At 68.1% G+C, this 16,410-nt stretch carries 15 protein-coding genes; 14 read left to right on the forward strand and 1 reads right to left on the reverse strand.

What is annotated here, in order from left to right; translation table 11 throughout:
* Positions 1-22: 22 nt before the first annotated feature.
* The 12 genes from ACZK5N_RS01265 (at position 23) to ACZK5N_RS01320 (ending at position 13,376) form a co-directional block, all read left to right on the forward strand.
* Positions 23-307 carry a cell division protein CrgA gene (locus ACZK5N_RS01265; protein ID WP_459018043.1) on the forward strand — a complete coding sequence of 95 codons (285 nt, stop codon included), beginning with the start codon at positions 23-25 and terminating at the stop codon, positions 305-307.
* Positions 304-948 (forward strand): HAD family hydrolase, encoded by a 645-nt coding sequence (locus ACZK5N_RS01270; protein ID WP_463624568.1) that lies wholly within the window; start codon positions 304-306, stop codon positions 946-948. The genes ACZK5N_RS01265 and ACZK5N_RS01270 overlap by 4 nt, the downstream gene beginning before the upstream one ends.
* A gap of 23 nt (positions 949-971) precedes the next feature.
* Positions 972-2,480, forward strand: a complete 1,509-nt coding sequence (locus tag ACZK5N_RS01275; RefSeq protein ID WP_463624569.1) for a lysine--tRNA ligase — start codon at positions 972-974, stop codon at positions 2,478-2,480.
* A gap of 197 nt (positions 2,481-2,677) precedes the next feature.
* Positions 2,678-3,697 carry a LacI family DNA-binding transcriptional regulator gene (locus ACZK5N_RS01280; protein WP_463624570.1) on the forward strand — a complete coding sequence of 340 codons (1,020 nt, stop codon included), beginning with the start codon at positions 2,678-2,680 and terminating at the stop codon, positions 3,695-3,697.
* A 54-nt stretch (positions 3,698-3,751) separates the two neighbouring features.
* Complete coding sequence (locus ACZK5N_RS01285) at positions 3,752-4,816, forward strand: BMP family lipoprotein (protein WP_463624571.1); 1,065 nt, start codon at positions 3,752-3,754, stop codon at positions 4,814-4,816.
* Positions 4,817-4,891: 75 nt separating this feature from the next.
* Positions 4,892-7,672: an ATP-binding cassette domain-containing protein gene (locus ACZK5N_RS01290; protein WP_463624572.1), complete on the forward strand. Its 2,781-nt coding sequence runs from the start codon at positions 4,892-4,894 to the stop codon at positions 7,670-7,672.
* Positions 7,669-8,628: an ABC transporter permease gene (locus ACZK5N_RS01295; RefSeq protein ID WP_458995246.1), complete on the forward strand. Its 960-nt coding sequence runs from the start codon at positions 7,669-7,671 to the stop codon at positions 8,626-8,628. Before ACZK5N_RS01290 ends, ACZK5N_RS01295 begins: the two co-directional genes overlap by 4 nt.
* A gap of 56 nt (positions 8,629-8,684) precedes the next feature.
* Positions 8,685-9,665 carry a nucleoside hydrolase gene (locus tag ACZK5N_RS01300; RefSeq protein WP_458995247.1) on the forward strand — a complete coding sequence of 327 codons (981 nt, stop codon included), beginning with the start codon at positions 8,685-8,687 and terminating at the stop codon, positions 9,663-9,665.
* Positions 9,666-9,684: 19 nt separating this feature from the next.
* Positions 9,685-10,635: a nucleoside hydrolase gene (locus ACZK5N_RS01305; protein ID WP_459018057.1), complete on the forward strand. Its 951-nt coding sequence runs from the start codon at positions 9,685-9,687 to the stop codon at positions 10,633-10,635.
* Positions 10,635-11,609 carry a nucleoside hydrolase gene (locus tag ACZK5N_RS01310; protein WP_459018059.1) on the forward strand — a complete coding sequence of 325 codons (975 nt, stop codon included), beginning with the start codon at positions 10,635-10,637 and terminating at the stop codon, positions 11,607-11,609. The genes ACZK5N_RS01305 and ACZK5N_RS01310 overlap by 1 nt, the downstream gene beginning before the upstream one ends.
* Before the next feature lie 4 nt (positions 11,610-11,613).
* The gene (locus ACZK5N_RS01315; RefSeq protein WP_459018061.1) at positions 11,614-12,417 is read left to right on the forward strand and encodes an SDR family oxidoreductase; all 804 of its coding nucleotides are present in this window, start codon (positions 11,614-11,616) and stop codon (positions 12,415-12,417) included.
* Positions 12,414-13,376 (forward strand): ribokinase, encoded by a 963-nt coding sequence (locus ACZK5N_RS01320; RefSeq protein ID WP_459018063.1) that lies wholly within the window; start codon positions 12,414-12,416, stop codon positions 13,374-13,376. Before ACZK5N_RS01315 ends, ACZK5N_RS01320 begins: the two co-directional genes overlap by 4 nt.
* On the opposite strand, the gene ACZK5N_RS01325 is transcribed toward ACZK5N_RS01320, so the two are convergent.
* Positions 13,357-14,259 carry a LysR family transcriptional regulator gene (locus ACZK5N_RS01325; protein WP_459018065.1) on the reverse strand — a complete coding sequence of 301 codons (903 nt, stop codon included), beginning with the start codon at positions 14,257-14,259 and terminating at the stop codon, positions 13,357-13,359. The genes ACZK5N_RS01320 and ACZK5N_RS01325 overlap by 20 nt on opposite strands.
* Positions 14,260-14,366: 107 nt before the next feature.
* Here ACZK5N_RS01325 and ACZK5N_RS01330 point away from each other — a divergent pair, with 107 nt between their 5' ends.
* Together ACZK5N_RS01330 and ACZK5N_RS01335 are read left to right on the forward strand one after the other, a co-directional pair.
* Positions 14,367-15,287 carry a pseudouridine-5'-phosphate glycosidase gene (locus tag ACZK5N_RS01330; RefSeq protein WP_459018067.1) on the forward strand — a complete coding sequence of 307 codons (921 nt, stop codon included), beginning with the start codon at positions 14,367-14,369 and terminating at the stop codon, positions 15,285-15,287.
* On the forward strand, positions 15,287-16,177 hold the full coding sequence (locus ACZK5N_RS01335) for a carbohydrate kinase family protein (RefSeq protein ID WP_463624573.1): 891 nt from the start codon (positions 15,287-15,289) through the stop codon (positions 16,175-16,177). The genes ACZK5N_RS01330 and ACZK5N_RS01335 overlap by 1 nt, the downstream gene beginning before the upstream one ends.
* Positions 16,178-16,410: the final 233 nt, after the last annotated feature.

Below are 16,410 nucleotides of genomic sequence, written 5' to 3' on the forward strand. Positions count from 1 at the left end.
GTGTCCGACGAAGGAGGCAAGTGTGCCTGAATCCAAGGTTCGCAAGACGGCAGAGGACAAGCGCAAGGCGAAGGCGAAGTCCGAGCTGGTGGAGAGGCGTGGCGAGACCGCGCGGCTCGCCCCGGCCGGCCGCTCGTGGGTGCCTGCCGTGTTCCTGCCCATCGGCCTGGTGGGCGTCGCCTGGATGGTGACCTGGAACCTGGCCTACGAACACATCGGGTTCATGCGAGCGCTCGGAGACTGGAACCTTGTGATCGGGCTCGGCCTGATCGTGGTGTCCTTCACCGGCATGACGCTGTGGAAGTGACCCCGCTCGGCACATTCGACGCCGTCATCTTCGACTTCGACGGGACCCTCGCGGACTCCGTCGCGTCCATGCACCGCGCCTACGCCATCTGGGCCCGGGAGTACGGCATCGACCTGGAGTCGCTTCGTCAGTACACCGGCCGGCCGGCCGAGGCGGTTGCCCGGGCCCTCGTGCCCGCGGACATCGCGCCCGCCGCCGGCGCCCGCATCGACGAGCTCGAGATCTCGGACACCGAGGGCGTCGTCGCGCTTCCTGGGTCGGCAGCCGCCTTCGCTGCCATCCCCGCCCACCTGCGGGCCATCGCCACGTCGTGCACCACGGCCCTCCTCGACGCGCGCCTGGGCGCCACGGCACTCCCGCGCCCGAGCGTCATCGTCACCCGTGACCAGGTGGAGCGGGGCAAGCCCGCCCCGGACAGCTTCCTGCTGGCCGCCGCACGCCTCGGCGTCGATGCATCCCGCTGCCTGGTGTGCGAGGACGCGCCCGCGGGTGTCGCGGCCGCGCGTGCCGCAGGCATGCCGGTGCTCGGCGTCCTGACCGAACACACCGCCGACGAGCTCGGGGCCGACTGGGCGGTCGATTCGCTGGCGGGCGTCGTGTTCGACACCACGGCCGACGGCGTGCGCGTGAGCTGGGCCTGAGCGCCACAGCTAGGATGACCGGCGTGACCGATACCCCTACTCCCCAGCACAGCGACTCGGAGCAGACCGCCGTCCGCAAGGAGAAGCGCGCCCGGTTGCTCGGCTCCGGCGTGCAGGCGTACCCCGCGGACCTCTCCCGCTCCCACTCGCTGCGCGAGATCCGCGCCGCCTGGGGACACCTGGAGGCCGGCGAGGAGACGCAGGACGTCGTGACCACCGGCGGCCGCGTCGTGTTCATCCGCAACACCGGGAAGCTGGCGTTCGCCACGCTGCAGGACGGCTTCACGCCGGACGACAACGGCGAGCGCCTGCAGGTCATGCTGTCGCTGGCCGAGGTGGGCGACGAGGCCCTGGCTGCCTGGAAGACGGACGTGGACCTGGGCGACTTCGTATGGGTCACCGGTCGCGTCATCTCGTCGAAGCGCGGCGAGTTGTCCATCATGGCCGGCCAGTGGCGCATGGCGGCCAAGGCGCTGCGCCCCCTGCCGGTCATGCACAAGGACCTGTCCGAGGAGGCCCGCGTCCGCCGACGCTACGTGGACCTCATCGTCCGCGAGGACGCCCGCGAGATGGTGCGCGCCCGCTCCGCCATCACCAGGGCCATCCGTGAGACCCTCTACGCCCGGGACTACCTGGAGGTGGAGACCCCCATCCTGCAGCTGGTGCACGGCGGCGCCGCCGCGCGGCCGTTCTCCACGCACATCAACGCGTTCGACATCGACATGACGCTGCGCATCGCCCTGGAGCTGCACCTGAAGCGCACCATGGTGGGCGGCGCGGACCGCGTGTTCGAGATGGGCCGCGTGTTCCGCAACGAAGGCATCGACTCCACCCACTCGGCGGAGTTCACCATGCTCGAGGCCTACATGGCCTGGGGTGACCAGCGCACCATCGCCAGGCTCATCCAGGACGTCGTCGTGGCGGCCGCGGACGCGGTGGGGTCGCGGCAGATCGAGACGCCCAAGGGCGTCATCGACCTCGACGGCGAGTGGGCCTGGCTGTCGGTCTTCCCCACGCTGTCCGAGCGGCTGGGCGAGGAGATCACCGTCGACACCCCCGTCGAGGTGCTGCGCCGCCACGCGGACGCCCACGAGGTGGAGTACGACCCGAAGTGGGCCGCGGACAAGATGGTGATGGAACTGTTCGCCGAGATCGTCGAGCCAGACCTCCTGCAGCCCACGTTCGTCTACGACTACCCGTCGATCGCGCAGCCTCTCGCCCGCCAGCACCGCACCGAGCCCGGCAAGGTCGAGGCGTGGGACCTCATCATCGGCGGTCTCGAACGGGGCACCGGGTTCACCGAGCTCGTGGACCCGGTGATCCAGCGCGAGGTGCTGTTGTCGCAGTCGGTCAAGGCGGCGGGCGGTGATCCCGAGGCGATGCAGTTCGACAACGACTTCATCGAGTCGCTCGAGTACGGCGTCCCGCCGATGGGTGGGCTCGGCCTGGGGATCGACAGGTTGATCATGCTGCTGACCGGTGTCGGGATCCGGGAGACCATCCTCTACCCGCTCCTCCGTCCCCAGGCCTGACAGGGCGTTCCGCTCTCCCGAACCGCCGGCTCAGCGTCGGGGGGCAGCACCTGCCCGCCTAGGACGTGCGCCATGACGAAACCCCTGTTTCAAATCAGTTGACATGCGCGCCGAGGCGTGTTTAGCTACTCTCACGAAACCCGGGTAACGCAAGGCGACGGCGCCTTCCCGGGGGCCCCACGAGGAGGTGGTTCAGCATGGTTCGTCGCGTCGACGTTGCTCGGCTCGCGGGGGTCACGCCCGCAGTCGTCTCCTACGTCACCAACGGCTCGCACCCCGTCTCGGCCGCCACCCGCCGTAAGGTCGAGGAGGCCATCGAAGAGCTGGGCTATCGGCCCAACGCCGTGGCCCGCGCGCTGGCCATCTCCCGCACGCACACCATCGGCCTCATCGTCCCCGCGGTGGCGAATCCCTTCTTCGCCGAACTCGCCTCAGCCATCGAAGCCGCGGCGTTCGCGGCCGGCTACACGGTAGTCGTCGGCAACGCATCGGACGAGGGCCGTCACGTCCTCGACTACGTCCACACCTTCGCGGACCGGCAGGTGGACGGGCTCGTCGTCGTCCCCATCACCGACTCCGCGCAGGACGCCCTGGCGGCCGCCAGGGGCCGCGGCATCCCCGTCGTGTTCACCGACCGGGCCGCCGGTGTGGACGTCCCCACGGTGAGTGTCGACAACGTCGACGGAGCCCGCGCGGCCGCACTCCACCTGGCGGAGCACGGGCGCCTCGTCCACGCTTGCATCACAGGCTCCGCTGACGCCCCCCCGGCCCTCGATCGCGTGATCGGTTGGCGCGCCGGGCTCGAGCAGGCTGGCGTACACGTCGACGAGGGTCTCGTGGTCCACACCCCCTTCACGGCCGAGGCCGGATACGACGCGGCCCGGGCCCTCATCGCAAGCCGCCCGGATGTCGATGCGGTCCTGGTCGGCAGCGACCTCCAGGCGATCGGCGTGCTGCGCGCCATCTTCGACGCGGGAAAGCTCCCTGGAGCCGACATCGCGCTGGCCTCGTTCGACGGCATCACGGCGGGCCGTTACACCTACCCTCGGCTGACTACGGTCGCCCAGCCACTCGCGGCCGTCGCAACGGCCATCATCGAACTTCTCGCGGGACTCATCGAGTCGCGCGAGGACGGTGCCGACCTCGGCACCACCCGGATCCTGTCCACCCAGCTGGTGATCCGGGAATCCTGCGGATGCCCTCCGCAGACGCCCTAGCGGGACGCCGGCACACCCGCCGGTACGCCCCCACCCATCCCACAGAGGAGTGAGATGAACATCCGCATCCGCGCCGCCGCGGCCATTGCCGCCGGTGTCCTGGCCCTGACCGCCTGCTCCAGCCCCAACGGCGGGACGAGCAGCGCACCTGCCCCCTCCGACTCCCAGAGCGCCGCGACCGACGGGGACCTGCTCTCGGTCGCCAACGTCGTCAACGGATATCTCGGCGACCAGGGCTTCTTCGACGATGCCGAGCGCGGCATCCAGGAGCTCGCCGCCGCCGGTCACAAGACCACCACGCTGCAGGCCGACGCCAACAACCCCAGCCAGTGGAAGGCGAACCTGGAATCCGTCTCCGGCAACGACTGGGATCTCGTCGTCCTCGGATCCGCCCAGATGACCGACATCCTGTCCGAGGCGTTGACCAAGTTCCCGGAGCAGAAGTTCATCTTCTACGACAACGTCTTCGAGCACGAGAACGTGGCGAGCGTCATCTACAAGCAGAACGAGGGATCGTTCCTCGCCGGCGTGCTCGCCGCGCAGGTGACCACGAACAAGGCAGACTTCCCCCTCTCCGGTGAGGGGAAGAAGGTCGGCGTCGTGGGCGGCATGGACATCCCGGTCATCAACGACTTCGTGGCTGGCTTCACGGCTGGTGTCGAGGCCGTCGACCCGTCGATCGAGGTCCTCACCACCTACGTCGGCAACTTCACCGACTCGCAGAAGGGCTACGACCAGGCCAAGGCCATGTTCGACGACGGCGCTGACGTCGTGTTCCAGGTCGCCGGCGGTGCGGGCATCGGCGTGCTCCAGGCTGCCAAGGACGCAGGGCGTTACGGCATCGGGGTGGACGGCAACCAGAACGGCCTGCAGCCCGGGCACGTCCTGGCCTCCATGACGAAGAACATCGCGCACTCGCTGGTCCTGACCATCGAGGCGGCCCAGGCCGGCGAACTGGAGTTCGGAACCACCACCCCCTACGGCCTGGCCAACGACGGTGTCCGCCTGGACTTCGCGGACAACGGCGACATCGTCCCCCAGTCCGTGATCGACGAGATCGAGGACTACAAGCAGAAGGTCGTCTCGGGCGAACTGACCGTCCCGACCTACAACGGCTGATCCCCTGTTGGTGGCGGGGAGGGTGCGCCCTCCCCGCCACCAACCCCCACCCCACTATCCCGCCTAGGAGCCGGAATGGACCAGCCGATTCTCGCGCTGCGCAACATCACCAAGACCTTCGGACCGAAAGTCGCCAACGAGAACATCTCGCTGACCATCTACCCCGGTGAGGTCCACGCCCTGGTCGGCGAGAACGGCGCCGGCAAGACCACGCTCATGAACATGGTGTCGGGCAACCTTCAGCCCGATTCCGGCGAGATCTTCTTCGACGGCCGCAGCGTCGTCATGAGCGATCCCCGCAAGGCCGATGCCTTGGGAATCGGGATGGTGCACCAACACTTCAAGCTCGTCCCCAGCCTCACGGTCACCGCGAACATCTTTCTGGGAAAGGAGACCGTTAGGGCGGGAACGCTGGACGCGGAGCCTATGCGAGCGCGCGTGCGCGAGCTATCGGAGCGGTTCGGACTTCCCGTCAATCCCGACGACGTCGTGCGCGAACTGTCGGTCGGGGAACGGCAGCGCGTCGAGGTCATCAAGGCACTCTCGCACGACACGCGGCTGCTGATCCTGGACGAGCCTACCGCCGTGCTGACTCCGGCCGAGACCGATGAGCTCTTCATTGTCATCCGCCAGCTGGCCAAGCAGGGGTGCGCCATCCTGTTCATCTCGCACAAGCTCGGCGAAGTCCTCGCCATCGCCGACACCGTCTCCGTGATCCGGGACGGCAAGGTGGTGGGGACACGACCGGCCGAAGGCCTCTCCCAGACCGACATCGCAGCCATGATGGTCGGCCGCGAGGTGCTGCTGCGCATCAGGCACCGGCCCGCCACTCCCGGGGATGAGATCTTGTCCGTGCGCGACGTCTGCGCCGTCGACAAGCGCGGCGCACTCGCCGTCCGCAACCTCTCCCTGCAAGTGCGGCGTGGTGAGATCGTCGGCATCGCCGGCGTCGAGGGAAACGGACAGTCCGAACTGGCAGCCGCGATCGCCGGCATGTACAAGGCGCCGCGGGGGGCCATCACCATGGCTGGGCGCGACGTCACGCGGGCCTCAGTGGCCGCACGCCGCGACCTCGGTCTCGCCTACATCCCCGAGGACCGCCACCACGAGGGCAGCGGACCGCGCCTCACTGTTGCGGAGAACATCGCCGCGACCCACATGCGGCACCCCATCGTCACCAAGGGGTGGCTCTCCGCTCGCAAGATGCGCGAACTCGCCTCATCGCTGATCGCCAAGTTCGACATCCGCGGTGCCGGACCCGACACGGTCATCTCCACGCTCTCCGGCGGCAATATGCAGAAGGTCATCATCGCCCGCGAGTTCTCGAATGAGCCTGCACTGCTCATGGTCTCCCAACCGACGCGAGGCGTCGACGTCGGCGCCATGGAGTTCGTGCACAACTCGATCGTCGCGGCGCGCGACGCAGGGGCGGGCGTTCTGTTGTTCTCGGCTGACCTCAACGAGGTGATGAGCCTGTCCGACCGGCTGCTCGTCATGTTCCGTGGCGAGATCGTCGCCGAGTTCACCCAGGCCAACATGTCCGAGGTGGCCGTGGGCCTGGCTATGGCGGGCGTCGCCCCCACCCCCGAAGCGCTCGCAGAGGCGGAGGCCCGGCACCGCCGGGTGCAGGAGGAGCTCGCGGCCAGCGGCTCCACCGGGGACGCCGAAGTGGCCGAGGTGGCCGACGACGAGGTGGTTGCGGCTCCCCTGACCGACGCGGAGGCGGCGCGAGTCGCGGCCACGGCACTCCCCCACGCCTCGGGTTTCTTCGCCGAGTTCGCCAAGAACGCGTTCACCAGCGCCCTCCAGCCACTCCTGGCGATCGGCGCGGCCCTGGTCCTCGGCGCCATCGTCATCCTCGCCATCGGTAAGAATCCGCTCACCGCGTACTCGGCGCTGTTCCTGTCCGGCTGGAGTTCGCCCTTCGGGATCGCGTCGATCATCGCCGCGTTCGTCCCCCTGGCCATCCTGGCCGTTGGCACGATCATCAGCTTCCGAGCCGGGTTCTTCAACATCGGCGCGGAAGGCCAGATGTTCCTCGGCGCGTTCTTCGGCGCGTTCGCGGGGTTCACCTTCCCCGATCTCCCGGCCCCAGTGCTGATTCCCCTCGTTCTGCTGTTCGGAACCGTCGCGGGCGGGCTCTGGGGGCTGCTCCCGGGCGCGCTGCTGGCCCGCTGGCGGGTCGACATCATCGTCACCACGCTCCTTCTGACAGACATCGCGAAGCTGCTCACGCAGTACTTCGTGTCCGGGCCATTCCAGGACCCCTCCGCAGGCATCGCCGGAACCCGCCACATCGCCCCCCAGGCCCGGCTCACCATGTTCAGCTCCACGTACGGGCTCGGGGCTGACCTGCTCCTCGCCCTCGCGGCCGCAGTTCTCATCGCGGTGATCTTCGACCGGACGCCGTGGGGCGCGAGGGTGCGGCAACTTGGCGAGATGAACGACTTCGCGGAATACACCGGGGTGTCGGCCTCTCGGATGTCGATGCAGGTCATGATGGTGTCTGGTGCCGTGGCCGGCTTCACAGGGGCCCTCTTCGTCCTCGGCCCTAACGGGGGCCGGTTCCTCCAGCAGTTCTCGCCCGGCTTCGGTTTCATGGCGATGACCGTGGCGCTCCTGGCCCGCCTCAACCCGTGGCTCGCACTGCCGGCCGCTCTGTTCTACGCCACCATGCTCGGCGGATCGACGGGGCTGCAGACCGCAGGCGTGCCCTTCCCCCTCGTGAGTATCCTCCAGGGCCTCATCATCATCATGATCACGGCCACTTTCACCTGGAACTGGTGGCGCAGGCGGGTGCGCAGACCCGACCTGACCCAGCCGACCACTGCGACCACCGAAGGAGCATCGCTGTGACCGATGTGCTGTCCCAGTTGTTCACGGTGACCATGCTCGCCGTCATCCTCACCAAGCTCACGCCGATCCTGCTCGCCGCCATCGGCGGCGCCTTCACCCAGATGGGCAACGTGCTCAACATCGGCCTCGAAGGCATGATGCTTGTCGGAGCGTTCACGGGCGTCGTCGTCGGCGCCGCCACCGGCAGCCCGTACGTCGGTGTGCTCGCCGCCGTGGGCGCCGGGATGCTGCTCGCGGTGATCTTCGCCGTTGCCTCCCTCGTATTCAAGGCCGACCCGATCATGGTAGGTATCGGCGTCAACTTCCTGGCCATGGGATCCACGATCCTGTTGCTGCAGGTGTTCTACGGCAACCCCGGCGTGACCCCCGGCAATGTGAAGTCGAACCTGTCGAGGATCGACCTCGGACCGATCGGCGACATCCCCCTCCTCGGCGACGCGATCAACAATCAGACGATCCTGGTGTGGCTGGCCCTGCTCATGGTGCCTCTCTACGCGTTCGTTCTGTACCGCACGCCCTACGGGGTGCACCTTCGTGCCGTGGGCGAGGACGAGCAGGCAGCCCTGGCTGCAGGCATCAACGCCTCGCGGGTGAAGTTCATCGCGATCATCATCTCCGGTGCCCTGTCAGGTCTGGCCGGCGCTCAGCTGTCGATGGCCGCACTCGGCTCCTTCACGGCCAACATGACCAGCTCCCGGGGCTTCATCGCGGTGGCCGCACTGACCTTCGGACTGGCTCGTCCCTACCGGACCTTCATCGCCTGCCTCATCTTCGGCGTCGCCGACGCGTTCGCCGATCGACTCGGCCTGGCAGGGGCCAACCCGTCACTCGCCCTGATGACGCCCTACGTCATCACCATCGGCGCTCTCGTGCTCGCTTCGCTCCGCGTTCGCAGCGCCTTGGCATCGAGGGCGAGGCGCGCCCTCGAGAGCGTCACCGCCCCCGCCCGTCCCTGATCCCTCCCCCCGACCCGTTTCGGTTTCTCGCATCTGCACCCTCTGAAGGAATTCACATGCCCCAAAAGATCATCATCGACTGCGACCCAGGACACGACGACGCCATCGCGATCCTGCTGGCCGCTGGGAATCCCAACATCGACCTGCTCGGGATCACCACCGTCGCGGGCAACCAGACCCTGCCGAAGGTCACCCGCAACGCCTTGTCTGTGTGCGCGGCCGCCGGCATCACGGTTCCCGTGGCCGCCGGCGCCAGCCTCCCCCTCGTCACGCCCCAGGTCGTCGCCGAGGACATCCACGGGGCCACTGGACTGGACGGCCCGCTCCTTCCGGATCCGACGTTCGAGCTGGATCCACGCCACGCGGTCGACTTCATCATCGACACGGTGATGGCCGAGGAACCGGGGACCGTCCACCTCGTGCCGGTGGGACCGCTGACCAACATCGCGTTGGCGATGCGCAAGGAACCGGCGATCATCGACCGGGTCAAGTCCGTCGTCCTCATGGGCGGTTCCTACACCCGCGGTAACTCGACCCCTGCCGCCGAGTTCAACATCTACGTCGACCCGGAGGCCGCCGAGGCGGTGTTCCGCGGCGCCTGGGACGTCACCATGGTCGGTCTCGACCTCACGCACCAGGCCCTGGCCACGGCCGAGCTTCAGAACCGGATCCGCGACCTGGGCGGCGACCTGTCGCGGTTCGTCCTGGACATCTGGGGCTTCGTCGGACGTGCGTACAAGGAGTTCTACGAGTTCGACTATCCGCCGGTCCACGACGCAGTGTGCGTCGCAGCCATCGCCGACCCCGCGGTCTTCACGACGGCCAAGGCGTTCGTCACAGTGGAGTTGCACGGCCAGTGGACCAAGGGGATGACCGTGACCAACTTCGAGTCGGTCCCCGGGATGCACCACGCCGCCAACGAGGGCCTTCCCATGGGTAAGCCGACGACGAACGTCGCGATGACCCTCGACTGGCAACGTTTCGCCGATCTCGTGGGCGACGCCATCGAGACGCTCAGCACCACATCGGCCCGCTGACCACCGACTAGGAGCCATCATGCCTGTCCCCATCATCATCGATACGGACCCCGGTATCGACGACGCACTCGCCATCATGCTCGCGGTCGCCTCGCCCGAGGTCACCGTCCTGGGCCTCACCGCCGTCGCCGGCAACACCGGACTCCACCACACCGCCGTCAACGCAGCGGCACTCGCCGACCTGCTCGACCTGGACGTTCCGATCGGATACGGCGCCGCCGCGCCGCTATGGCGACGCGACACCGTGCCGGACGGCAACGTCCACGGCGACAACGGCTTCGGCGGTTACGAACTGCCGCTCTCCACCCGGACCCTCGAGCCCGCGATCCCACTGCTCGTCCGTCTGGTCGAGAGCAGCAGCGAGCCGGTGACCCTGGTGGCCATCGGTCCGCTGACGAACGTCGCCGCCTTCATGGCGCTGCACCCCGACACCGCCCGCAAACTGCAGCGGATCGTCATCATGGGCGGCGGCACCCTGGATGTGCTGGGCAACGCCACCCCTGCCGCAGAGTTCAACATCTACTACGATCCTGATGCCGCGGCCCGGGTCTTCGACTTCGGGGTGCCCATCACCATGGTCGGGCTCAACGTCACGCACCGCGCGATCCTCTTCCCACGCGACTTCGCACCGCTGGATCAGTCAGGGGGACCCATCGCGGAGATGGTGGCGCGGATGCTCGGACACTACGGAGAGCACGCCTACTCGGGGCTGGATGGCGGCGCCGCGCAGCACGACGCCTTGGCACTGGCGGCAGTGGTACAGCCCGATGTCATCACGACGCGCCACCTGCACGTCGACGTCGAGAACGTCGGCCGGCTCACGGCTGGGATGACCGTCGTGGACTTCCGGAAGCGCCCCGGGCGCGAACCCAACTGCGATGTCGCGCTCGACGTCGACGCGGACCGCTTCCGCGACCTACTCATCGGCCGGCTCGTCGACCTCGACGCCACCCTGAAGAACGGACTCTGATGCCCACCAAAATCCTCCTCGACTGCGATACCGGCGTTGACGACACCCTCGCCATTCTGTACGCGGCGCTGCACCCCGACATCGACCTGGTGGGTGTGGGCACGGTGTGGGGTAACGTCGACGTGCCAACCGGGACGCGCAATTCGATCCACACACTCGAGATGGTGGGCATGGGCCATGTGCCTGTCGCCAGAGGAGCGGCCGGCCCGCTCCTGGGCGGGGAGGCGTCCTTCGCCTATCACGTCCACGGCGACGACGGGCAGGGCAACGCCGGCACCGGCCGCTCGGTCGGACCGGCTGTTCCGGGGACGGCGGCGGAACAGATCGTCCGGCTCGCGCGGCGCCATCCGGGTGAGATCACCCTGGTCCCGGTCGGGCCGCTGACGAACGTCGCTCTGGCCCTGGGGCTGGAGCCGGAACTACCCTCCCTGATCAAGGAGGTCGTGCTGATGGGCGGAACGGCGCAGGCCCCGGGCAACGTATCCCCGGTGGCCGAGGCGAACATCGCCCATGACGCCTGGGCGGCGCAGGCAGTCTTCGCCGCCCCGTGGCCGATCACGATGGTCGGGCTGGACGTCACGATGAAGACGCTCATCACCCCCGAGCGTCGTGCTGTCCTCGACGCCGGCGGGTCCCTCGGACGATACGTCTCGCGAATCCACCAGTTCTACGGCGAGTTCTTCCAGCACAACGACTTCAGCCAATGGCGCGCCACCATGCACGACACCATGGCCGTCGCCGCGGCAGCCGGCACCCTGCGTATCACGCTGGCACCCGTCGTCCATGTCGAGGTGGACGTGTCCGGTGGCCCCTCCCACGGCCAGACCATCTGCGATCTGCGGGGGATCTATCGCGGTTACCCGGCACAGGAGGGCGCGCATTGCCGCGTGGTACTGGAGTGCGACGACACCATCGCCGACGACGCCGTGGCGCTCGTGGCTTCCTTCGGCGACGCCCTGACCCCGACGGAGTGACGTCGTGATCGACTACACCGGAAAAGTGGCCCTCGTGACGGGGGCCGCCCGTGGGATCGGCCGAGCCACGGCCCTGCTTCTGGCGGAGGCGGGCGCGAAAGTTCTCGTCACGGACTTGGAGCAGCCCCTAGCCAACCTCACCTACTCGACATCGGGGCGGTCGGCTCTCACGGCCACTGCCGACGACATCCGAGCAGCCGGTGGCGTCGCCACCGCGATGACCGCAGATGTGCGCGACCTCCCCAGCTTGTCGCTGGCCGTGAGCCACGCGATGGATCTCTGGGGCCGGCTCGACACCGTCGTAGCCAACGCCGGCGTCGCGAGTTGGCCGCCCAGCACCTGGGAGGCCTCCGACGAGCAGTGGGACACGATGCTGGGTGTCGTCCTGACAGGCAGCTGGAACACGGTACGGGCGGCTGTGCCCGCCCTCCGGGCGGGCGGCCGCGGCGGAGCCATCGTGATGATCGGCTCGACCGCGGCGGTCAAGCCACTGGCCACCATCGGGCACTACGCAGCCGCCAAGAGCGGCCTGGTGGGACTCTGCAAGTCCCTCGCGCTGGAACTGGCAGCCGATAACATCAGGGTCACCGTGGTGCATCCCGGCGGAACGGCCACGCACATGACACAGAACCCTGCCGCTGAGGCGTGGCAATCGTCCTTCGGCGGCGCGGGATCCCTGGCGCTACCGATGCCCATCACCCGACTGGACCCCGAAGACGTGGGCCGGGCCGTGCGGTGGCTCGGCTCCGAGGAGGCGCGCTACATCACCGGAACCGAACTGGTCGTCGACGGGGGTGCGACGCTGTGAGCGCGCTGCCCCTGAGCCCTTCCTCAGCAGTCGACAAGTCGGAAACCGTCGTCATCCTCGGCAGCGCGAACGCGGACCTGGTGGTACACGTGGACCGACGCCCGTCCGGCGGCGAGACCCTCCTGGGCGGAGATCTCCACCTGTTTCCCGGCGGGAAAGGCGCGAACCAGGCGGCGGCAGCAGCACGATGCGGCGCATCGGTGACGTTCCTGGGTGCCCTGGGCCGCGACAGCAATGCGGACCTACTGCTGTCGGCGCTGGGGGGCGCCGGAGTCGACACGTCCCACGTGATGCGAGCGGACGTACCCACCGGATGCGCCCTGATCCAGATCACGCCCGACGGGGAAAACTCGATCGTGGTTTCTCCTGGAGCCAACTCTCTGATGGACATCCCAGCGGCCGACGCCCTGAGAGATACATGGCTGGGCGCAGGCGTGCTGGTCCTCGCACTCGAGATCCCCTTTGAGACTGTGCTCCACGTTGTTGAGGTGGTCGGGAACACCGGGGTGCGGCTGCTGCTCAACGCCGCCCCGGCGCGGACTCTCTCCCCAGCGACGCTGAGGCACTGCGACCCTCTGGTGGTCAACGAGACGGAGGCCCGCGAGGTGCTGGGCAACTCAGCGATCGCGCCGGACGCGCCGTTCGAGGTGCTCGCGCAGGCATTGCTGCTCGCCGGGGCCCGTTCGGTGGTCATCACCTTGGGCGTGGACGGATCGCTCATCACCGACGGAGGGCCTGTGGTCCATGTGCCCGCCTATCGCGTCGACGCCGTCGACACCACCGGGGCCGGTGACGCCTTCGTCGGGGCAGTGGCTGCCGAACTGGCCCGCGGAGTGGCGCTGGAGGACGCGGTGCGTTTCGCCACGGCCGTGAGCGCGGTGTCGGTGCAGAAGCTGGGGGCGCAGTCTTCCTATGTCGATCGTGCCCACGTGGAGCGCTTCATCGCCTCACACCGCTGACACGAAGGGGGGCCGTCAGATCCATGAGGATCTGGAGCACTCGGCCCGCCGACCCGTGCCCTCCCCAAGCGACTTCGAGCGGGACGCTTGCCGGGGGGACCATTGCCACGGAGACGAGGTCGTGGCGCGCTTCCCGCTCGGCGAAGTCGGCCGGCACGACGGCAAAGGCCCGCGCCTCCTGGAGGTAGTAGGACCACGAACCCGAGATCCTGGAGGTGCCCGTCAGAATGAGTGGTTCCAGCCCTCGGCTGCGGCAGGATTCGACGACGAGGTCGAAGTAGGCGGAATGCTGCTCGCGTGGCCAGATGAGGAGCGGCAGGCCGTCCAGACCCGCCATCTGAGCGGCGGTGGCGCGGTTCAACAGCGACCGATGGGCCAGCACCTTCAACTCGTCCCGCCCGATGCGGCGGGTCTGAACCCGTGCCGAGCGACCGAGAAGATGCCCGATGCCGAGATCCGCATCACCGCGCTCGACCGCCGAGAGAACGGACCCGGTCTCCACTTCCATGACCTCGATGGCCATTTCGACCTGCTCGTGCACGGTCTTGAGGAGTTGCGGCAGCAGCCGGTTGACGATGCTGGGGGAACCCGCTACTCGCACCTTTCCGCGCACCTCACGCCGGAGACCGTCAGCCGCGGCTCTGAACTCCGAGAGGGCGTTGAGTACTCCGACTCCCTGGCGGTGGAGACGCCGCCCTTCATCGGTCAGCTTCGTGCCGGCCGGGGACCGGAGAAACAGCGGTACGCCGACGGCCCGCTCGAGACGCTGGACCTCCTTGCTCACCGTCGGCTGCGACAGGCCCAGCTCGACAGCGGCGCGACCGAAGTGCCCCGCCTCCGCCACGGCGGCGAACGCGCGCAGTTGCGTGATGGTCACCTCCATGCCTTAACGCTATCACCTGATACCCATTTGATGCTTTTCAGGCATGGACCTACGCCCTAGCCTTAGTGTCAATCAGAGACATCCGTTTCGCTTCCGAAAGGCACCCCATGACCGATCTCTCGCTCCGCGTCGCCGCCCACGTACAGGACGCCCTCGACCGTGGCATTCCCGTGGTGGCCCTCGAGTCCACGATCTTCACCCACGGTCTCCCCCGGCCCCGCAACGTCGAAGTCGCGCTCAGGGGCGAGGAGATCATCCGCGAACTGGGCGCCGTCGCGGCCACGATCGGCGTCGTCCACGGCCGCCCGGTGGTCGGTCTCACCGCCGCCGAGATCAATGAACTTGCCCACGACGACGCAGCGGCCAAGGCATCCATCCGCGACCTCTCCTACGCGGCGGTCACGCGGAAGAACGCCGGCACGACGATCGCTGCAACCGCGTTCCTCGCGAAGGCCGCAGGAATCGACGTCTTCGCCACCGGCGGTCTCGGCGGGGTCCATCACGGGGCGTCCACGACCTTCGATGAGTCGGCCGACATTACCGCGTTGTCCCAGATCCCGATCGTCCTGGTGAGCTCCGGTGCGAAGGCGATCCTGGACATCCCCGCGACGCTTGAGCGCTTCGAGACGCTGAGCGTCCCGGTGGTGGGCTACCGCACCGACCGCTACCCCGGCTTCTACGTCACCGATTCCGGCTACGACCTGACCGCGCGCGTGGACAGCCCTGGTGACATCGCCACGATGGTCACGGCCCAGAGCGATCTCGGCCTCAGCAGCGCCATCCTGGTCGCCAACCCGATCCCGGTCGACAAGCAGCTCGATCCCCGCGAGCTCGACGGAGTCCTCGAGCGCGCCTGGGCGGCGGCCGACGAACAGGGCATCAGCGGCCAGGCGTCGACGCCCTTTCTCCTCGACTTCATCCGCGTCGCCACCGAGGGTCGCAGCCTCGACGCCAACGTCGCGTTGTACTACAACAACGCACGGCTGGCCGCCGAGATCGCCACCGAGCTGGTCGCCAGGCCGGCCTGATGTTGGGGGTCATCGGAGACGTCGTCCAGGACGTGGTCGTGTGGCAACTGGAGCCAATCCGGCACGCCACGGACACGCGCTCGATGATCAGGACGACCCGTGGCGGTTCTGCGGCCAATGTGGCAGCCTTCGCCGCATCGCGCTATCCGACACGGTTCATCGGGTGCGTCGGTGACGACCTCGCAGGTCTCGCACTCACCCGGGAGCTGGAGGGCTGCGGCGTCGATGTCCGCATGCAGGTGCGCGGGACCACGGGCCTGATCGTGGTTCTCATCGACGAGCACGGTGAGCGACTGATGTTTCCCAGTCGGGGCGCCAGCGCGATGCTCGAATCGGTCGACCCGGCCTGGCTGGACGATCTCGAGATCCTTCATCTCACCGCCTACTCCTTCGAGGCGGGGAGCACCGTCGCCGCCGTCGGGGAGGTTGTCCGCGAACACAAGCGCAGAGGCGGTCGGGTGTCCCTCGACGTCTCATCCGTGGGGATGATCGACCACTTCGGAGTGGACCGCTTCCTCGGCCTGATGGTGGACCTGCAGCCGGACTTCATCTCCGCCAACCGGGACGAATCGCTCTACCTGGGGCTCTCCGACGGCGATCGTCCTGGCCCCAACCTGGGCTCCTTCGACACCGTACTCCTGGCCAGACACGGCAAGGACGCGACTCAGGCCTTCAGCTACGGTCGACACGTCGCAACCGTCCCTGTGACACCGGTCGACGACGTGCGCGACATGACCGGGGCCGGGGACGCCTTCAACGCAGGTTTCCTCTCCTCGTTCCTCACGAACGGAGGAGATGTGGTTCGAAGCTGCCTCTCTGGTCATGCACTGGCCCGACAGGTCCTGCGATCACCCGGCGCCACAGAGAACGCCGCTCCCGTAGCGGACTGACCCCCTTCCGTCCGCTACGGGCCGGGGGCCCTGCGCTGACTCGCGGTCTACGGACCCCCGATGAGCCTGACACGCGGTTCGACGACGGACGTTGAGCCTGCACCCAGAGTCGCCGTCGGGATTCGACCATTCACGGCGCGACCGTCGCTCGAGCCGTGGATCAGGCTCATCGGGCCCCTTGACCCGCGACGGCTATACGGCGTCGATTATCACAACTGGGTAACGTGAGTTGA

The sequence above is a fragment of the Tessaracoccus pujii genome (assembly GCF_055326215.1).

What these genes read in the sequence shown, in the direction of transcription:
- ACZK5N_RS01280 (WP_463624570.1), top strand. Translation starts at nt 2,678, where the DNA reads ATGGTTCGTCGCGTCGACGTTGCTCGGCTCGCGGGGGTCACGCCCGCA.
- ACZK5N_RS01330 (WP_459018067.1), top strand. Translation starts at nt 14,367, where the DNA reads ATGACCGATCTCTCGCTCCGCGTCGCCGCCCACGTACAGGACGCCCTC.
- ACZK5N_RS01310 (WP_459018059.1), top strand. Translation starts at nt 10,635, where the DNA reads ATGCCCACCAAAATCCTCCTCGACTGCGATACCGGCGTTGACGACACC.
- ACZK5N_RS01335 (WP_463624573.1), top strand. Translation starts at nt 15,287, where the DNA reads ATGTTGGGGGTCATCGGAGACGTCGTCCAGGACGTGGTCGTGTGGCAA.
- ACZK5N_RS01305 (WP_459018057.1), top strand. Translation starts at nt 9,685, where the DNA reads ATGCCTGTCCCCATCATCATCGATACGGACCCCGGTATCGACGACGCA.
- ACZK5N_RS01300 (WP_458995247.1), top strand. Translation starts at nt 8,685, where the DNA reads ATGCCCCAAAAGATCATCATCGACTGCGACCCAGGACACGACGACGCC.
- ACZK5N_RS01325 (WP_459018065.1), bottom strand. Translation starts at nt 14,259, where the DNA reads ATGGAGGTGACCATCACGCAACTGCGCGCGTTCGCCGCCGTGGCGGAG.
- ACZK5N_RS01285 (WP_463624571.1), top strand. Translation starts at nt 3,752, where the DNA reads ATGAACATCCGCATCCGCGCCGCCGCGGCCATTGCCGCCGGTGTCCTG.
- ACZK5N_RS01290 (WP_463624572.1), top strand. Translation starts at nt 4,892, where the DNA reads ATGGACCAGCCGATTCTCGCGCTGCGCAACATCACCAAGACCTTCGGA.